Here is a 16,769-nt window from a genome sequence, read left to right as displayed (position 1 = left end):
GTATGTAATGAGGATTATGCTAAAAAATTGAGAAGGTGAAATGGGCCGCGGGCATTGGCCCGCGGCCGCAAGGTCAGGACTTCATCGGCTGGCCGGCCACATAGGTCTGCGCGATGGAACGGTCGTCGCCCAGGGTCTGCAGGATGAACAGCTCCTCCGACAGGGTCTCCGCCCGTTGCATCCGCAGGTCCATCGCGTGGGTGGCGCGGGAATCGAGCACCACGATGTCGGCCTCGGTGCCGGCCTCCAGCGTGCCGATCTTGTCCTCCAGCCCCAGCGCCACCGCGTTTCCGCGGGTAATCCAGTGGAAGGCGCGCAGCGGGTGCAGCTTCTGGTTCTGCAATTGCAGGACCTTGTAGCCCTCGTTCAGGGTCTGCAGCATTGAATAGCTGGTGCCCGCGCCGATGTCGGTGGCAATCGCATTGGTGATGCCGCGGCTGCGCAGGCCCGCGTCGTCAAACAGCCCGCTGCCCAGGAACAGGTTGGAGGTCGGGCAGAACACCGGCTTCGCCCGGGTCTCGGCCAAAGCATCGATCTCGCGCGGTTTCAGGTGGATCGAGTGGCCCAGCAGCATTTTCGGCGTCAGCAGCCCGTAGGACTGGTAGACATCCAGGTAATCGCGGGCCTGCGGGTACAGCTCGGCGGTGAAGGCGATCTCGTCGTGGTTCTCCGACAGGTGGGTCTGCACGTAGCAATCCGGATGCTCCTTCACCAGCGCGCCCGCCATCTCCATCTGATCAGGGGTGGAGGTGATGGCAAACCGCGGGGTGATCGCATAGAGGCCGCGGCCCTTGCCGTGGTATTTGGCAATCAGCGCCTTGGTGTCGTCGTAACCGCTGACCGGTGTGTCCAGCAGCCCCTCAGGCGCGTTGCGGTCCATCAGCACCTTGCCGCCGATCATCCGCATGTTGCGGCGCGCGGCCTCGGTGAAATAAGCCTCGGCCGAGGTCTTGTGGACCGAGCAATAGGCCACCGCGGTGGTGGTGCCGTGGCTGGTCAGCAGGTCAAAGAAATGCCCGGCCATCTCAGCACTGTGGCCGGCATCGGCAAAGCGGGTTTCCTCCGGGAAGGTGTAGTTGTTCAGCCACTCCAGAAGCTGCGAGCCCCAGGAGGCGATCACTTGCACCTGCGGGAAATGCAGATGGGTGTCGATGAAGCCGGCCATCAGGATGTTCGGGCGGTGGTCGATCACCTCGGCGCCTGCGGCCTGCTGGGCGAGGTCGCCATAGCTGCCCTTGGCCAGGATCATGCCGTCCGCCACCAGCAGCGCGCCGTCCTCGATGAACTCATAGGCGCTGGTGTCCTCAGCCCCTTGCGGTTCGGCGGTGAAGGAAAGCACCCGCCCGCGCAGCAGCGTCTGTTTCGATGTCATGTCTTTGATGTCCTTGGTTCGCAGGCAGGGGGCACGCGGCCCCCTGCCCTTTGTCATTTGGGATTATTCGCCCGCCGGCAGGTGCGGCACATGGGGTTTTGCACCGTCCTCTTCGGTTTCCTCATGCTCCTCCGCCTTGTGGAAGATCGGGTAGATGAACAGGAAACCGGCCGCGATCAGGTAGCCCAGGGCGATGCCGTTGAACTCCGGCCAATGCAGGCTGGCAGAGTGGATCACGCCGACAAGCGACATCACCGCCGCCGCCAGGGCAAAGCCGCCCGCGTTGCGGAAGTCGCCGTCGATCACGCTGGCGACGATGGCGCCCCAGATCAGACCGGTCAGGATGGCACCCTGGCTGAGGGCCAGATGGCCTTCGTAATGGGCACCCTGCTGCAGCAGCGCTGCGGTCAGCTCCGGATCGCCCAGCTGCGCCATGCCGGTGGCACCCAATGCGCCCAGTGCGCCGGCCAGCGCGCCCCATTTCACCACCAGGAAGGCAGAGACATGCGGCATCATCGCAATGGTCACCGCGGCGATATGGTCGGTCTTCACCGAATGCGCGGTATTGGTCACCAGGCTCAGCGCCACGAACACCAGCACCGGCGCGGCAGCAGCCACGGGGATCAGGTTGTTAAGGAACGCCAAGAGGCCAAAGAAGGCGGCAAAGGGGATCACCAGGCCGACGCCGATGATATAGCCGGAGCGCGCGCCCATCCGCTTGTAGGCCGGGTGGCCGATATAGGCGGTGGTCGGGAACGGCGAGCCGAAGACCGCACCGATCATGGTGCCGACGCCGTCGGTAACCTGGCACAGGCCAACCGGATAGTGGTCGCCCGCGGCTTCGGCGCTTTCGACGTTGTTCATGGTTTCGATGAAGTTGTAGATCTGCACCGGCACCAGGACCAGGAACAGCTCCGGGTTGGCAAACAGATGCTGGATACCGGCAATCAGGTCGCCGAAGTAGGGGATCGGCAGGTAGACGCCCACGCCATCAAGGGACACCGAGGCCTCGCCCATGCCAAGCGCCACAACGGTGCCGACGATCAGCGCCAGAAGGCCTGCCGGGATGTTGAACGGCAGCCGGTGGCGGCCCACCAGGCCCCACAGGATGATGATCATCGAGGCAAAACCGATGAACGGATTCTCGAAAATCGTTGCCAGCGGAACGGTGCCGATGAACACCAGCGCGATGCCGCAGAGGGTGCCGAGCATACCGGCGCGCGGGGTCACCCGCTTGAGCCAGGGACCGACGATGGCGCCCATCGCGGCGACGATACCGCCCATGAAGCCCGCGCCGATGCCCACCTGCCAGGCTAGCATGGCGTCATTGGTGGACCAGTAGATCGGACCGATCACGCCGAACAGATAGACGAACATCACCGGGGTCGAGATGCCATAGGGCAGCGCGGTCACGTCGCGCCCTTCTTTCTCGGCGATGTGCTTGGCCAGCCAGGTGTAGACCGCGATACCGGCCAGGATCGCCACCGCGGCGCCGGGCACGATGCGGCCGAACACGATGTCCGCCGGCATGTTGAACACAAACTGACAGATGCCCGAAAGCACGATCAGGTTGATCAGGTTGTCGGTGAACAGCGCCCAGAATGCACTGAAGTCATTCCGCGCGAACAGTTTGTACGTATAGCTCCGCCCTGTGGTCATGGCGGCCTCCTCCTATCAGAGGACGCAGTCCTTACCGGCTGATTGCTCCAGCCGTGTCTCCCTCTGCGTCCGGTTGCTTGCCCGTTCCGGGCAGGTCTGTGCTCCGTGATGGAGCGGACGCGGCAGTTTCAGAGGTCAAATCAGCGATCACTTCCGCCGCCACGAAGGCGGCGATGACGCTGGGCCGCTTGTCGCGGCTACCGCTTGCCCCGATGGGGCAGATGAGACGGTCGGTTCCCAGACCGTCGCAATGGTCCCGGCACCAGCGGCGGAACTTCTCCCGCTTGGTGGCCGATCCGATCAGGCCGACATAGCCCGCATCGCCGCGCTGCAGGGCAGCGGAGGCAAGCAGGAAGTCGAGCGCGTGATCATGGGTGAGAACGACAAAGGCGCTGCCCGCGGGCGCGGTGGCAATATCGATCTCAGGAATAGCGCTTTGGCGGATTTCCACATCCGCGTTGCACAAGGCAAGTTCTTCGGCGCGCTGGTCGATCAGGATGCAGCGCACCGGCATATGCTGGAACAGATCCGCCAGCGCTCGGCCAACATGGCCTGCGCCCATCACATAGACATGCGGCAGCGCCTGGTCCTCGGCCTGCTGGCGGGCAATGGCATCGTCGCGGTCGGCCTGGCGCATCTGCGCCAGTGACATTTCAACCCGGCCGCCGCAGCACTGGCCGATTTCCGGCCCCAGCGGCACATCCAGCGTGTCGCTGATCACGTCCTGCTTCAGCATCCGCCGGGCGTGGTCGATGGCGATGTATTCCAGCTGGCCGCCGCCAATGGTCCCCCACAACCCTTCCGCCGCCACAAACATGCAGGTGCCGGTTTCGCGCGGGGAGGAACCACGAACGCGGGTCAGCGCGACCTGCACCACATGCTTGTGACTGGCCAGAAAGTCCTGGAGGGAAAGGCGGCGGGTCATGGCTCAGCCCTGCGCTTTGAGGGTTTCGATCGCCATCAGCACGCGCTCCGGCGTGGCCGGCGCATCCAGACGGGGGCAGACCTTGTAGTCCGCGGTGCTGGCAACCGCCATCGACAGCGCCTCGAACACCGAGATGCCCAGCATGAACGGTGGTTCGCCCACGGCCTTGGACCGCTTGATGGTGCGCTTCTTATTCACCGACCATTCGGCAAGCTGCGTGTTGAAGATGCGCGGCCGGTCAGAGGCCAGCGGGATCTTGTAAGTCGAGGGCGCATGGGTGCGCAGGCGGCCTTCGCCGTCCCACCACAGTTCCTCGGTGGTCAGCCACCCCATGCCCTGAATGAACGCGCCTTCCACCTGGCCCTTGTCCAGGATCGGGTTCAGCGAGCGGCCCACGTCATGCAGGATGTCGGTGCGCTCCACCCGGTATTCGCCGGTCAGCGTATCGACCGATACTTCGGAGCAGGACGCGCCATAGGCGTAATAGAAGAACGGCTGGCCCTTGCCCGCCGCGCGGTCCCAGTGGATTTCCGGCGTTTTGTAGAACCCCGCTGCCGACAGGTGGACGCGGGCCATATAGGCCTCTTTCACCAGTGTATCGAAGGGAATCACTTCGCTGCCGACGCGCACGCGGTTGGGCAGGAATTCCACTTCCGCCTCGGAGACGCCGTGCTTCTCAGCTGCAAACTTGGTCAGCCGGGCAATGATCTGCTCCGCCGCATCCAGCGCGGCCATGCCGTTCAGGTCCGAGCCGGACGAGGCCGCGGTGGCGGAGGTGTTCGGCACCTTCTCGGTGGTGGTCTTGGTGATCTTGATACGCTCGAAATCCACCTGGAAGGCATCGGCCACAACCTGCGCCACCTTGGTGTTGAGGCCCTGCCCCATCTCGGTGCCGCCGTGGTTCAGGTGGATCGAGCCGTCGTTGTAGACATGGATCAGCGAACCCGCCTGGTTGTACCAGGTCGCGGTGAAGGAGATGCCGAATTTCACCGGGGTCAGGGCGATGCCCTTCTTGATGATCTTCGACTCCTTGTTGAAGGCGATGATCTCTTCCCGGCGCTTGCGGTATTCGGCGTTTTCTTCCAGCTCTGTGATCAGCCGGTCAAGGATATTGTCCTCCACCTTCTGATGGTAGGGCGTCAGGTCGCGGCCTTCCTCGCCATAGAAGTTGGCCTTACGCACATCCAGCGGGTCCTTGCCGAGGGCATAGGCGATCTCTTCGATCATCCGCTCCGCCGCGACCACACCCTGCGGGCCGCCAAAGCCGCGGAAAGCGGTGTTGGAGACGGTATTGGTCTTCATCGGGCGGCTTTTCAGCAGCACGTTCGGGTAGAAATAGGCGTTATCCGCATGGAACAGCGCGCGGTCGGTGACCGGCCCGGACAGGTCCGAGGAATAGCCGCAGCGCGCGGCAAAGCCGCCCTCGACCGCCTGGATGCGGCCCTCGTCGTCAAAGGCCACGTCATAGTCGATCACGAAGTCATGGCGCTTGCCGGTGGCGGTCATGTCCTGATCGCGGTCCGGGCGGATCTTTACGGGTCTGTTGTGCTTCTTCGCGGCAATCGCAGCCACCGCGCAGAACAGGTTCATCTGGCTTTCCTTGCCGCCAAAGCCGCCGCCCATCCGGCGCACGTTGACGGTGACGGCGTTGTTCGACACGCCCAGAACATGCGCCACCATATGCTGCGCCTCGCTCGGGTGCTGAGTGGAGCAATGCACGGTCACGTCCTCGTCCTCGCCAGGGATGGCAAAGGCGATGTGGCCCTCCAGATACATGTGGTCCTGGCCGCCGACGGTCATCTGCGCCTGGATGCGGTGGGCAGCGCCCTTGCGGCCCGCCTCCACATCGCCGCGCTCAAGCTTCAGCGGGTCAGTGACCATCGGGTAGCCGGCCAGCTGTGCGGCAACCGGGTCCAGGGAATGCGGCAGCACCTCGTAATCCACCTGTGCCAGCTCGGCGGCACGGCGGGCGGCATCGCGGGTCTCGGCGATCACCGCAAACATCGGCTGGCCGTGGAATTCGACCTTCCCGGTCGGGAACACCGGCTCGTCATGCTTGCCGGTGGGGCTGATGTCGTTGACGCCGGGAACATCATCCGCGGTCAGCACATCCACCACGCCGGGTGAGGTGCGCACGGCGCTGAGGTCGATGCCCTTGATATTGGCGTGGGCCACGGTGGAGACACCCAGGTAGGCGTGCAGCGTGCCATAGGGTTCGGCGATATCGTCGGTGTATTCGGCGCGGCCCGTCACATGCTTGATGGCGCTGTCATGCTGGCGGTCATGGTGCACTGCGCCGCTGATGGTCTGATGGTCTTTCATCTCAAATCCTCCTCAGGCGACGGCCAGCCGGACGGCACCGGCGGTTCCCGCATCATGTTCCAGGTAGAAACGGCGCAGCAGGTTGCTGGCCGTGAGCGCGCGGTAATCGGCAGAGGCACGCCAGTCGCTCAAGGGAGTGAAGTCCTGCTTCACCGCCTCCGCTGCGGCGTCAAACGCGGCCTCGCCCCAGGGCTGGCCCACCAGCGCGGCCTCGGCACCGGCCGCACGCTTGGGCGTTGCCGCCATGCCGCCGAAGGCGATGCGCGCGGAGGCGATCACGCCATCCTTCACGGTGACGCTGACGCCCGCCGCAACCGAGGAGATATCCTCGTCCCGGCGCTTGGAAATCTTGTAGGCGGCATCGATCTGCCCGTCCCGGCGCAGCGGGATGCGGATCGAGGCGACGAAATCGCCCGGCTCGCGGTCCTGCTTGCCGTAGTCGATGAAGAAATCCTCCAGCGGCAGCGTGCGCGAACCGCCCTTTTTCTGCAGCGTCACCTCAGCCCCCAGCGAGATCAGCACCGGCGGGGTGTCCCCGATGGGCGAGCCATTGGCGATGTTGCCGCCGATGGTGCCCATGTTGCGCACCTGCCAGCCGGCGATGCGGTCCCAGTAGGCGCTCAGATGCGGGAAGGCATCGCGGATCGCTGCTTCGCTTTCGGTATAGGTCACACCTGCGCCGATGATCAGCGCCTCGTCGGTCAGCTCGATCGCCTTCAGCTCCTCCAGATGGGCAACAAACACCACCGGAGAGATCGGCTTCATGAACTTGGTCACCCACAGGCCCACATCGGTGGAGCCTGCCACGATGGTCGCCTTGGGATTTTCTGCCAGCACCTGCGCCAGGTCGGCGGCGTCCAGCGGCAGGATGGCGCGGTCGTCCTCCGGGCCGGTCACGACGCGGGCCTGCGGCTGGATCGCTTTCAGCTTGGCGGTCAGGCTGTCGCGTTCGGTGGTCAGGTAATCGTTGGCCGGGGTACCGTACTGGTTCACTGCAAGTGCGGCTTTCACAATCGGCTCATAGCCGGTGCAGCGGCACAGGTTGCCCTGCACGGCGGTCTCAACCTGTGTCTCGTTCGGCTGCGGGTTTTCCATCCACAGCGCATAAAGCGACATCACGAAGCCGGGGGTGCAGAAGCCGCACTGGCTGCCGTGGTATTCGACCATCGCCTGCTGCACCGGGTGCAGACGCCCGTTCGGGCCGGAGAGATGCTCAACCGTCACCACGTGGCAGCCATTGAGAGACGCCAGGAAGCGGATGCAGGCGTTCACCGCCTCATAACGCAGCGCGCCATTATGCAGACGGCCCACAAGCACGGTGCAGGCGCCGCAATCGCCCTCGGCGCAGCCTTCCTTGGTGCCGGTCAGGCGCTGCTCCAGCCGGAGGAAATCCAACAGGGTCGTGGTCGCCTTCACGTCCTTGACCGAAAGCTCCCGCCCGTTCAGCAGAAAGCGAATGTCGTTTTGATGTTCCATCTGGCCTCCAAGTAGTCGCTGGACAGCTTCTAGTTCTGTTGCGTCATTTTTACCTTGTCCGACTGCATCGGTTAACGGCTGCAATCGCGAAAGGCTTTCAACACCCTGTTGAAAATGGTTAGGCTAACAGGTGCCGGAACCGGCGTATCTGCCGCTTGCCGCAGTAAAGGGCAAGCGGCGGGTGCGCCCCGTAAAGGTCTGTGAACCATGTCTTATCTGGAATCCCTGCGGGTCTTTACCCGAGTCGTCGAACTGGGCAGCATCACCTCTGGCGGGCGCGACTTGCGGCTGACGCCGGCGGTGGCCAGCAAGCGGATCAAGGAGCTTGAAAAGCACCTTGGCGTCCGTTTGTTCAACCGCACCACGAGATCGCTGACCCCGACCGAGGTCGGACAGCTGTTCTATGCCGAGGCCAAGAAGGTCCTCGAATCGATTGAGGACGCCGAGGCGGTGGTCTCGCAGTTCTCCGAAGCGCCGCGCGGGGTGATCCGGGTGACCGCACCCCTGGGTGTCGGCCGCCGCATCATCGCACCCCTGGTGCCGGGGTTTGTCGAGGACTACCCGGCCACCGAAATCCGGATGCGGATGTCGGACCGCAAGGTCGACATTCTGGCGGACGGGCTGGACGTGGCGTTTTTCATCGGCACCCCGCATGATTCCACCCTGAAGATGCGCAAGATCGCCGATTGCGCCCGGGTGCTGTGCGCCGCGCCGGAGTATCTGGAGCGGCACGGCACGCCGCAGGTGCCGGAGGATCTGCTGACCGGCCACAATTGCCTGCTGTTGCGCTACCCGCGCTCGCCCGAGTATTTCTGGACGCTGTCGACCCCGGAAGGGCCGCGCAAGCTGGAGGTGTCAGGAAAGTATGACGCCGACGACAGCGACGTGCTGACCAACTGGGCGCTGGACGGGCGCGGCATCGTCAACAAGCCGCGGTTCGACGTGGCCGCGCATCTGCGCAGCGGCGCGCTGGTCGAGGTGCTGCCGGACACCCCGCCTGAGGCGACGATCTTCGGCTGCCTTTACCCGCACCGGAAACTGCAGGACCCCAAGATCCGCCTGTTTGTGGACTACGCGGTGAAACACGGGCTGGCCGCCTTCCGCCGCAGCGAAGCGGGCGGATAGGCGCAAAGGGCAAAGGCGGGCACCGCTGGCCCGCCTTTCCGGATACCAGGGTTCTCGCCTTAGCAGCGGTGCGGATTTTCCTTGCAGTAAATCAGGTTCGCCGCGGCGCCGACAGCGGCCCCCGTCACCAGATTGCCGTCCAGAACCGCGGCACCGGCAGCGCCGGCTCCCGCGCCGTAGACCAGCCGCTCGTCGGTGGTGTCGCCGCAGGCGGCAAGAGTGGTGCAAAGTGCGAACCCGATGGCGATGGTTTTGCTAAGCATCGTGTTTCCTCCTTCAGCGTCCAAACCCCGCAGTTTCGCCGCGGCCCCAAACGGCCAGCCCCCGGTTTCTTGTGCCGGAGTCAGAGTGCCCGAAAGGGATTGGCGCTGTCTCTGAACAGGCCGGAGGCCCCGGAGATCCGGCGCAGTCGGGCAAGCCCTGTATCAGCATAACACACGGCGGGCCTGTTTGGTTCCATGGCTGCGCTGCTTTGGGGGTGCACAGGCGGTGTACAGGGGGTGTACAGGGGGTGCACGCCCGGTGCCGGACAAAAAATGGCCCCGCCACAAGGGCAGAGCCATCCGGATTGAAAGTGCTGATCTGCGTCAGTTCGCGGCCAGCTTGAAGGGCATATCCTGGGAGGCGCTGCCGTACCAGCGGCGGATCAGGGCGCGCTCCTCGTCCTCCATGTAGGTGACGTTGGCGGGCGGCATCGCGTGGGTGGCGCCGGCCTGGAGGTAGATCTCCTTGGCGTATTTCGCCACATCGGCCGGGGTTTCCAGCAGCACGTTCTTGGGCGCGCGGCGGATGCCGTCATAGTAGGGCTCCCGCGCGTGGCACATGGCGCAGCGGCCCGGCACCACATTCATCACGTCCTCGAAATGCTGGTTGCTGGCAAACACTTGCTCGGATTTGGTCAGCTCCCGCGCCTCGGATTCTTCGTAGGTGTCCTGCTGCAGCGGCGCCTGGCTCAGGATCATGATGCCGATGAACAGGATGGCGGTCACCGGCCAGGTCCAGGTCGGGTTGCTGGTGCCCGCGTGGTTGCTGTTGAAGTAGTGGCGGATGGTCACGCCCATCAGGAACACCAGCGCCGCGATCAGCCAGTTGTACTCGGTGGCAAAGGCCAGCGGATAGTGGTTCGACAGCATCAGGAACACAACAGGCAGCGTCAGATAGTTGTTGTGGGTCGAACGCAGCTTGGCGATCTTGCCGTATTTTGCATCCGGCGTGCGGCCCTCCTGCAGGTCCTTCACCACGATGCGCTGGTTCGGCATGATGATGAAAAAGACGTTTGCGGTCATGATGGTAGCGGTGAAGGCGCCCAGGTGCAGCATCACCGCGCGGCCGGTGAAGATCTGGTTGTAGCCCCAGCCCATGGCGACCAGCAGCACGAACAGCAGCACCATCAGGAAGGTCGGCTTGTCCCCCAGCGGCGACTTGCACAGGTAGTCATAGACCAGCCAGCCGATGCTGAGCGATGCGCCGGAAATCAGAATGCCCTGCCACAGGGCCAGATCGGCCTTGGTCGAGTCGATCAGGTAGAGCTCGCCGCCTGCCCAGTAGACGATCATCAAGAGGCCCGCGCCTGACAGCCAGGTTGCGTAGCTTTCCCATTTGAACCAGATCAGATGGTCCGGCATGTTCTCCGGCGCCACCAGGTATTTCTGGATGTGATAGAAACCGCCGCCGTGGACCTGCCATTCCTCGCCATGCGCGCCGACCGGCAGATGCGGAACTTTCCGCAGGCCAAGGTCCAGCGCGACGAAGTAGAAGGACGATCCGATCCAGGCAATGGCGGTGATGACGTGAAGCCAGCGGACCGCAAAGCCCAGCCAGTCCCACATGATCACAAGCTCTTCCATTGTTCTCTCCTCATAAGCTTTGGCAAGGACACTAGAGCATGCCGCTATTTTCATGTATTAGGTAAAAAATCCAAGCTGTTTCAAAATAACACAAAGAATACGTGAATGGCCTATCTCGACAATATCCGCACCTTTGTCCGTGTCTATGAACTTGGCAACATGTCCGCCGCCGCGCGCGACATGCGGATCTCGGCTGCCGTGGCGTCGTCGCGGATTTCCCAGCTGGAAGAACACCTTAACGTGCGGCTGTTCCAGCGCACCACCCGGCTTCTGAACCCGACCGAGCAGGGCAACCTGTTCTACCGCGGGGCGGTGAAAATCCTGGAGGCGGTGGATGAGGCCGAGGCCGATATCAGCAGCGTCACCCAAACCCCGCGCGGCACGCTGTATGTGGCGGCGCCCCTGGGGCTGGGGCAGCGGCTGATTGCGCCGGCGGTGCCGAAGTTCAAGGAAGCCTATCCGCTGATCTCGATCCGGCTGCGGCTTTCGGACCGCAAACTGGACCTGGCGGCCGAGGGGCTGGATGCGGCGTTTTTCCTAGGCGTGCCGGAGGATTCCAATCTGCGGATCCGAAAGATCGCCGACTGCCCGCGGGTGCTGTGCGCAGCGCCGGAGTACATTCGGGAGCGCGGCCAGCCGAAGAACAGCGACGAACTGAAAACGGAGGCGCACGACTGCCTGAACCTGCGTTATCCCGGCGCGCCTGAGTTCCAATGGCCGCTGCGCAGCCATGACGGGGTCAAGCGGGTGACTGTCACCGGGCCGTTTGAATCGGACCACGGCGATGTGCTGACCAGCTGGGCGCTGGACGGGCATGGAATCATCCTGAAACCGGTGTTCGAGATTTCGGAGCATCTGGCCTCCGGCCGGCTGGTGCCGGTGCTGGCGGAGGAGCCGCCGATCCCGATCCAGATGGCCTGCCTTTATGTCCACCGCCGCCACCAGGACCCGAAGGTGCGGCTGTTCATGGATTTCATGGTGGACCACATCCAGGCATCCCTCCCCTCAGAATGAAAAAACCCGCCCCAGTTGCCTGGGACGGGAACCGCCGGCAGATGCCAAGCGGGAGGAGAGGTATCTTGGGAAGGGTGGCTCAGCTGCCGCGGTAGGTGGAGTAGCCGTAGGGCGACAGCAGCAGCGGCACGTGGTAGTGGCTGTCAGCCTCGCTCATGCCGAAGCGCAGCGGCACCTCGTCCAGGAACAGCGGATCGGCGCCGGCCTGGCCGGTGGCGCGCAGATAACCGCCGGCGTGGAACACCAGCTCATAGGTGCCGGTGGCGAACTCGCCTGCGGGCAGGATCTGTTCATCGGTGCGCCCGTCGTCATTGGTTGTCAGGCTGCGCAGGTGGATGCGCTCATCGCCTTCGATCCGGTAAAGGTCGATCTTCAGCCCTTCTGCCGGGCAGCCGCGGGCGGTGTCCAGCACATGGGTGGTCAGAAATCCGGCCATGCCAGCCTCCTATCTATTCCGTTTCCATAGGTATGCGCGGTTCAGGCGAATGCATACAGAAGGAAGAGTCAAAAAGTTCTTTCAAAAATATACTGAAAGCCGAATGGGATTATCTGTTCTATACATAGTAAAAAGACAGGAGACCTGACGTGACGCGCTATCCCCGTGACTTGCGCGGATACGGTGCTTCCGCACCCGACCCGCAGTGGCCCAATGGGGCCAAAGCCGCCGTGCAATTTGTTCTGAACTATGAAGAAGGCGGCGAGAACTGCATCCTGCATGGGGATGCGGCCTCGGAGGCCTTTTTGTCTGACATCCCCGGTGCCGCGCAATGGCCCGGCCAGCGCCATTGGAACATGGAGTCGATCTATGAATACGGGTCGCGCGCCGGCTTCTGGCGGCTGCACCGGCTGTTCACTGGCGCCGGCATTCCGCTGACCATCTACGGCGTTGCCACCGCCCTCGCCCGCAGCCCTGAGCAGGTGCAGGCGATGAAGGATGCGGACTGGGAGATCGCAAGCCACGGCCTGAAATGGGTCGAACACAAGGACATGGCGGAGGAAGAGGAGCGCGCCGCAATTGCCGAGGCGGTGCGCCTGCACACCGAGGTGACCGGCACCCGCCCGCGCGGCTGGTACACCGGGCGCTGCAGTGCCAATACCGTGCGCCTGGTGGCTGAGGAAGGCGGGTTCGACTACATCTCCGACACCTATGACGACGACCTGCCCTATTGGCTGGAAAGTGGCGGGCGCGATCAGCTGATCATCCCCTACACGCTGGAAGCCAACGACATGCGGTTCGCCAATTCGCCGGGCTGGATCACCGGTGAGCACTTCTTCCAGTACCTGAAGGATGCCTTTGACGTGATCTATGCCGAGGGCGAGGCAGGTGCTGCGAAGATGATGACTATCGGCCTGCACTGCCGTCTGGTGGGCCGTCCGGGCAAGATTGCCGGCCTCAAGCGGTTCATCGAGTACATCCAGGGCTTTGACGGTGTCTGGTGCCCGCGCAGGGTCGACATTGCCGAGCATTGGGCGCAGGCCCATCCGCCTGTGAAACGCGAGCGCCCCAGCCGGATGGAGCGCGAGGAGTTCGTTTCCAAGTTCGGTTCGATCTTCGAGCATTCGCCGTGGATCGCCGACCGTGCCTTTGACCTGGAACTGGGTCCGGCGCATGACTGCGCGGCTGGCGTCCACAACGCGTTGTGCCGGATCTTCCGCACCGCCAGCGAGGACGAGCGGCTGGGCGTGCTGACCGCGCACCCGGATCTGGCGGGCAAGCTGGCCGCCGCGGGGCGGCTGACGGCGGAGAGCACCTCGGAACAGTCCAGTGCCGGCCTTGATATGCTGACCGACGAAGAGCGCGAGACCTTCACCCGGCTCAACTCCGAGTATGTGGAGAAGCACGGCTTCCCCTTCATCATCGCGGTGCGGGATCACAACAAGGCGTCGATCATGGAGGCCTTCCACCGCCGCATCCACAATGACCGGGCAACCGAGTTCGATGAGGCCTGCCGCCAGGTCGAGCGCATCGCCCAGTTCCGTCTGCAGGACCTGCTGCCGTGAGCGGCCTGCTGACAGCGAAGCCGCTGACCGCGGCGGCTTTTGCGCCTTATGGCGACGTGATCGAGGTTGCGGGCGCGCCGGACAAGATGATCAACCAGGGCATGTGCGGCCGTCACCACGATCGCGCGGCCCTGGATTTCGGCCCGGATGGCCGGGCCGGCATCAGCCTGTTTGATGCAAAGGCCCGCCACCTGCCGCACAAGATCGACATGGTGGAGCGCCATCCGGAGGGCAGCCAGGCCTTTGTGCCGGTCAGCGGCGTGCCGATGCTGGTGGTGGTGGCAGATGACGACGGCGGCGTGCCGGTCAACCTGCAGGCCTTCGTCAGCCAGCCGGGCCAGTCCATCAACCTGCACCGGAGCACTTGGCATGGGGTGCTCGCCCCGCTGGGATCACCCGGCCAATACATTGTTGTCGACCGGATCGGCACCTCACCCAACCTCGAAGAACACTGGTTCAAGGAGCCTTTTACCGTGGTCGCGGACTGACCACTGCCCCGAAGCCGCCAGCAAAAAACAAGAAGCGGCAAGACCCCCATGACCAACAGGAGAAAACATGGCTGATACTTCCATCGGGACGCCAGAACAGCTGCGCGACCCCAACTATACGCCGCCCTTGCACAAGGCGGTGCCGCTGGGCATTCAGCATGTGCTGGCGATGTTCGTTTCAAACGTGACACCCGCCATCATCGTGGCCGGCGCTGCCGGTTTCGGGTTCGGCTCCAACTCGCCCGATTTCCCGGAACTTCTGTATCTGATCCAGATGTCTATGCTGTTTGCCGGCATTGCCACCCTGCTGCAGACCATCACTCTGGGCCCGGTCGGCTCTGCGCTGCCGATTGTGCAGGGCACCTCCTTTGCCTTTCTGCCCATCATGATCCCGCTGGTTGCGGGCAAGGGTGTGGACGGGTTGGCCGCCCTGTTCACCGGCGTTATCGTCGGCGGCATCTTCCACGGGCTGCTGGGTACAGTGATCGGCAAGATCCGCTTTGCCCTGCCGCCGCTGGTCACCGGCCTTGTTGTCACCATGATCGGCCTGGCGCTGGTCAAGGTCGGCATCCAGTACGCCGCAGGCGGTGTGCCCGCGATTGGCACGCCAGAGTACGGCTCGCTGCTGAACTGGTCTGCGGCGCTGGTTGTGATCCTGGTGACCTTGGGCCTAAAGTTCTTCACCAAGGGGATGCTCTCTGTCTCTGCCGTGCTGCTGGGCCTGATCGTCGGCTACATCTATGCATTGATGACCGGCATGCTGACATTTGAGGCGATTTCCGGCTCCTGGTCCGGGGCATCCGCCTTTGCCCTGCCGCAGCCCTTCAAATACGGCTTCGAGTTCTCTGCCGCCGCGATCATCGGCTTCTGCCTGATGAGCTTTGTCTCTGCGGTGGAAACCGTCGGTGACGTGTCCGGCGTGACCAAGGGCGGCGCAGGCCGCGAGGCCACCGAGGAGGAGATCGCCGGCGCGACCTATGCCGATGGTGTGGGTACAGCCGTTGCAGGTTTCTTTGGTGCGTTCCCGAACACCTCGTTCAGCCAGAACGTCGGCCTGATTGCGATGACCGGGGTGATGAGCCGGCACGTCGTGACCTGCGGCGCGATCTTCCTGATTGTCTGCGGGCTCGTGCCCAAGGTCGGCGCGGTGATCCGTACGGTGCCGATCGAGGTGCTGGGCGGCGGCGTGATCGTGATGTTCGGCATGGTGGTTGCAGCAGGCGTGTCGATGCTGTCGGACGTGGACTGGAACCGCCGCAACATGGTGATCTTTGCGATCTCACTGTCCATTGGCCTTGGCCTGCAGCTGGAGCCCGGTGCGCTGCAGCACATGCCGGACACCGCGCGCATCCTGCTGACCAGCGGCCTGCTGCCGGCAGCTCTGATTGCCATCGTGCTGAACCTGGTGCTGCCGCAGGATCTGGCGGACGAAGCCACCGAGGAAGTCTCTGGCGGGATGAGCGGCCACGGCAAGGGCTCGCTGCCGCACGAGGATCATGCCTGAGGTATTCAGCGTCCCGTAAGAATGAGAGAGCCGGCCCCTGAAGGGCCGGCTTTTTTGTGCGGATTGGCCATCGACGCGAGCCTGATTGATACAGATGCCTACAAGCAGAACTCAACGCCGAAGGAGGATTGGGACGTTGTGAGGATTGGCCCGGCTGACGCGCCCCGCGCCTTGCGCGAGTATCTCGAAACGCTGGACGAGGCCGCGTTCGGCGCGGCTAGCGAGGTCCAGCCCAAGTTCACCTCGCATTCCGACCCGGCCAGCCAGTGGACTGCCGCGCATAAAGGCCCGGCATTCTACAGCTATTCCGACAACTACCTGATCGACACAGACCATGGCGTCATAGTCGGTGTCGAAGCGACCCGGTCGATCAGGCAAGCCGAGGTTGGATCGGCCAGGACCACGCTGGAGCGGGTGAAGGCCAGGTTTGATCTGCATCCCGAACGCCTGATCGCGGACACGGACTACGGCACCGCGCCGATGCTGGGCTGGCTGGCCGACCGCAAGATCGCCCCGCATATTCCCGTCTTTGACAAGTCAGGGCGCAACGATGACACCTGAACCTGGGCTGATTTCGAATGGGACGCCGCTAACGATCAATACATCTGCCCTGAAGGCCACGAACTGAAGCATTCCGCCGCAACTACTCCGACCCCAACCGGGGGCCGACCAGAAAGGACACTGCCTGGTATCGCGCGCTGAAAGAACTTTGCCAGGCCTGTCCGTCCTAAGCCAAATGCTGCCCGAATGCAACGCGCGCAATATCACCCGCGAAGAACATGAAGACGCCCGCCAAGTTGTTCGCGACTCTTGCCAAGACCGAGCAATGCGCGATCTCGATGAAGCTGAGGAAGAAGGTCGAATTACTGTTCGCGCACCTGAAGCGCACCCTGGGCCAGAGAAGACTCCGACTACGCGGCCCATGCGGTGCAAATGACGAATTCCTGCTCGACGCCACCGCTCAGAATCTCCAGAAACTCGCCAAGACCCTTCCCGCACCACAGCAAAAGCGGCACGCCTGACAGGGAAGGCGCAC

The 16,769-nt window shown here is 63.6% G+C and carries 13 protein-coding genes and 1 pseudogene; 6 read left to right on the top strand and 8 right to left on the bottom strand.

Features of this window, described 5'->3' with window-relative positions; all coding sequences use genetic code 11:
* Window positions 1–73: 73 nt before the first annotated feature.
* From guaD to xdhA, 5 genes are all read right to left on the bottom strand, one after another.
* On the bottom strand, window positions 74–1,372 hold the full coding sequence (guaD, locus tag AC58NV_RS20365) for a guanine deaminase (protein WP_497228764.1): 1,299 nt from the start codon (window positions 1,370–1,372) through the stop codon (window positions 74–76).
* Window positions 1,373–1,435: 63 nt separating this feature from the next.
* Window positions 1,436–3,031 carry a xanthine/uracil/vitamin C permease gene (locus AC58NV_RS20360; RefSeq protein WP_497228763.1) on the bottom strand — a complete coding sequence of 532 codons (1,596 nt, stop codon included), beginning with the start codon at window positions 3,029–3,031 and terminating at the stop codon, window positions 1,436–1,438.
* A gap of 31 nt (window positions 3,032–3,062) precedes the next feature.
* Window positions 3,063–3,956, bottom strand: coding sequence for a xanthine dehydrogenase accessory protein XdhC (xdhC, locus tag AC58NV_RS20355; protein ID WP_497228762.1), 894 nt, complete (start codon window positions 3,954–3,956; stop codon window positions 3,063–3,065).
* 3 nt (window positions 3,957–3,959) lie between these two features.
* Window positions 3,960–6,278 carry a xanthine dehydrogenase molybdopterin binding subunit gene (gene xdhB / locus AC58NV_RS20350; RefSeq protein WP_497228761.1) on the bottom strand — a complete coding sequence of 773 codons (2,319 nt, stop codon included), beginning with the start codon at window positions 6,276–6,278 and terminating at the stop codon, window positions 3,960–3,962.
* Window positions 6,279–6,290: 12 nt separating this feature from the next.
* On the bottom strand, window positions 6,291–7,754 hold the full coding sequence (xdhA, locus tag AC58NV_RS20345) for a xanthine dehydrogenase small subunit (protein ID WP_497228760.1): 1,464 nt from the start codon (window positions 7,752–7,754) through the stop codon (window positions 6,291–6,293).
* Window positions 7,755–7,961: 207 nt separating this feature from the next.
* Between xdhA and AC58NV_RS20340 the strand changes: the two genes are divergently transcribed.
* On the top strand, window positions 7,962–8,879 hold the full coding sequence (locus AC58NV_RS20340) for a LysR family transcriptional regulator (protein WP_497228759.1): 918 nt from the start codon (window positions 7,962–7,964) through the stop codon (window positions 8,877–8,879).
* Window positions 8,880–8,938: 59 nt separating this feature from the next.
* Here the strand turns inward: AC58NV_RS20340 and AC58NV_RS20335 are convergent, their stop codons facing one another.
* On the bottom strand, window positions 8,939–9,142 hold the full coding sequence (locus AC58NV_RS20335) for a hypothetical protein (protein ID WP_497228758.1): 204 nt from the start codon (window positions 9,140–9,142) through the stop codon (window positions 8,939–8,941).
* Between the two features lie 324 nt (window positions 9,143–9,466).
* Entirely contained in the window at window positions 9,467–10,726 is a 1,260-nt protein-coding gene (locus AC58NV_RS20330; RefSeq protein WP_497228757.1) for a urate hydroxylase PuuD, read from the bottom strand.
* 105 nt (window positions 10,727–10,831) lie between these two features.
* Between AC58NV_RS20330 and AC58NV_RS20325 the strand changes: the two genes are divergently transcribed.
* Window positions 10,832–11,740 (top strand): LysR family transcriptional regulator, encoded by a 909-nt coding sequence (locus AC58NV_RS20325; protein WP_497228756.1) that lies wholly within the window; start codon window positions 10,832–10,834, stop codon window positions 11,738–11,740.
* A gap of 79 nt (window positions 11,741–11,819) precedes the next feature.
* On the opposite strand, the gene uraH is transcribed toward AC58NV_RS20325, so the two are convergent.
* Window positions 11,820–12,176, bottom strand: coding sequence for a hydroxyisourate hydrolase (gene uraH, locus AC58NV_RS20320; RefSeq protein ID WP_141892228.1), 357 nt, complete (start codon window positions 12,174–12,176; stop codon window positions 11,820–11,822).
* 149 nt (window positions 12,177–12,325) lie between these two features.
* Here uraH and puuE point away from each other — a divergent pair, with 149 nt between their 5' ends.
* The 4 genes and pseudogenes from puuE to AC58NV_RS20300 all read left to right on the top strand — a co-directional run.
* On the top strand, window positions 12,326–13,741 hold the full coding sequence (gene puuE, locus AC58NV_RS20315; RefSeq protein WP_497228755.1) for an allantoinase PuuE: 1,416 nt from the start codon (window positions 12,326–12,328) through the stop codon (window positions 13,739–13,741).
* Entirely contained in the window at window positions 13,738–14,229 is a 492-nt protein-coding gene (locus tag AC58NV_RS20310) for an ureidoglycolate lyase (RefSeq protein WP_497228754.1), read from the top strand. The genes puuE and AC58NV_RS20310 overlap by 4 nt, the downstream gene beginning before the upstream one ends.
* A gap of 67 nt (window positions 14,230–14,296) precedes the next feature.
* Window positions 14,297–15,733, top strand: coding sequence for a uracil-xanthine permease family protein (locus tag AC58NV_RS20305; protein ID WP_497228753.1), 1,437 nt, complete (start codon window positions 14,297–14,299; stop codon window positions 15,731–15,733).
* Between the two features lie 63 nt (window positions 15,734–15,796).
* Window positions 15,797–16,755 (top strand): annotated as a pseudogene (locus AC58NV_RS20300) (transposase); the annotation flags it as partial.
* Window positions 16,756–16,769: the final 14 nt, after the last annotated feature.

It is taken from the genome of Leisingera sp. ANG49, assembly GCF_059694505.1.
This window is presented reverse-complemented; position numbering and strand designations above follow the sequence as displayed.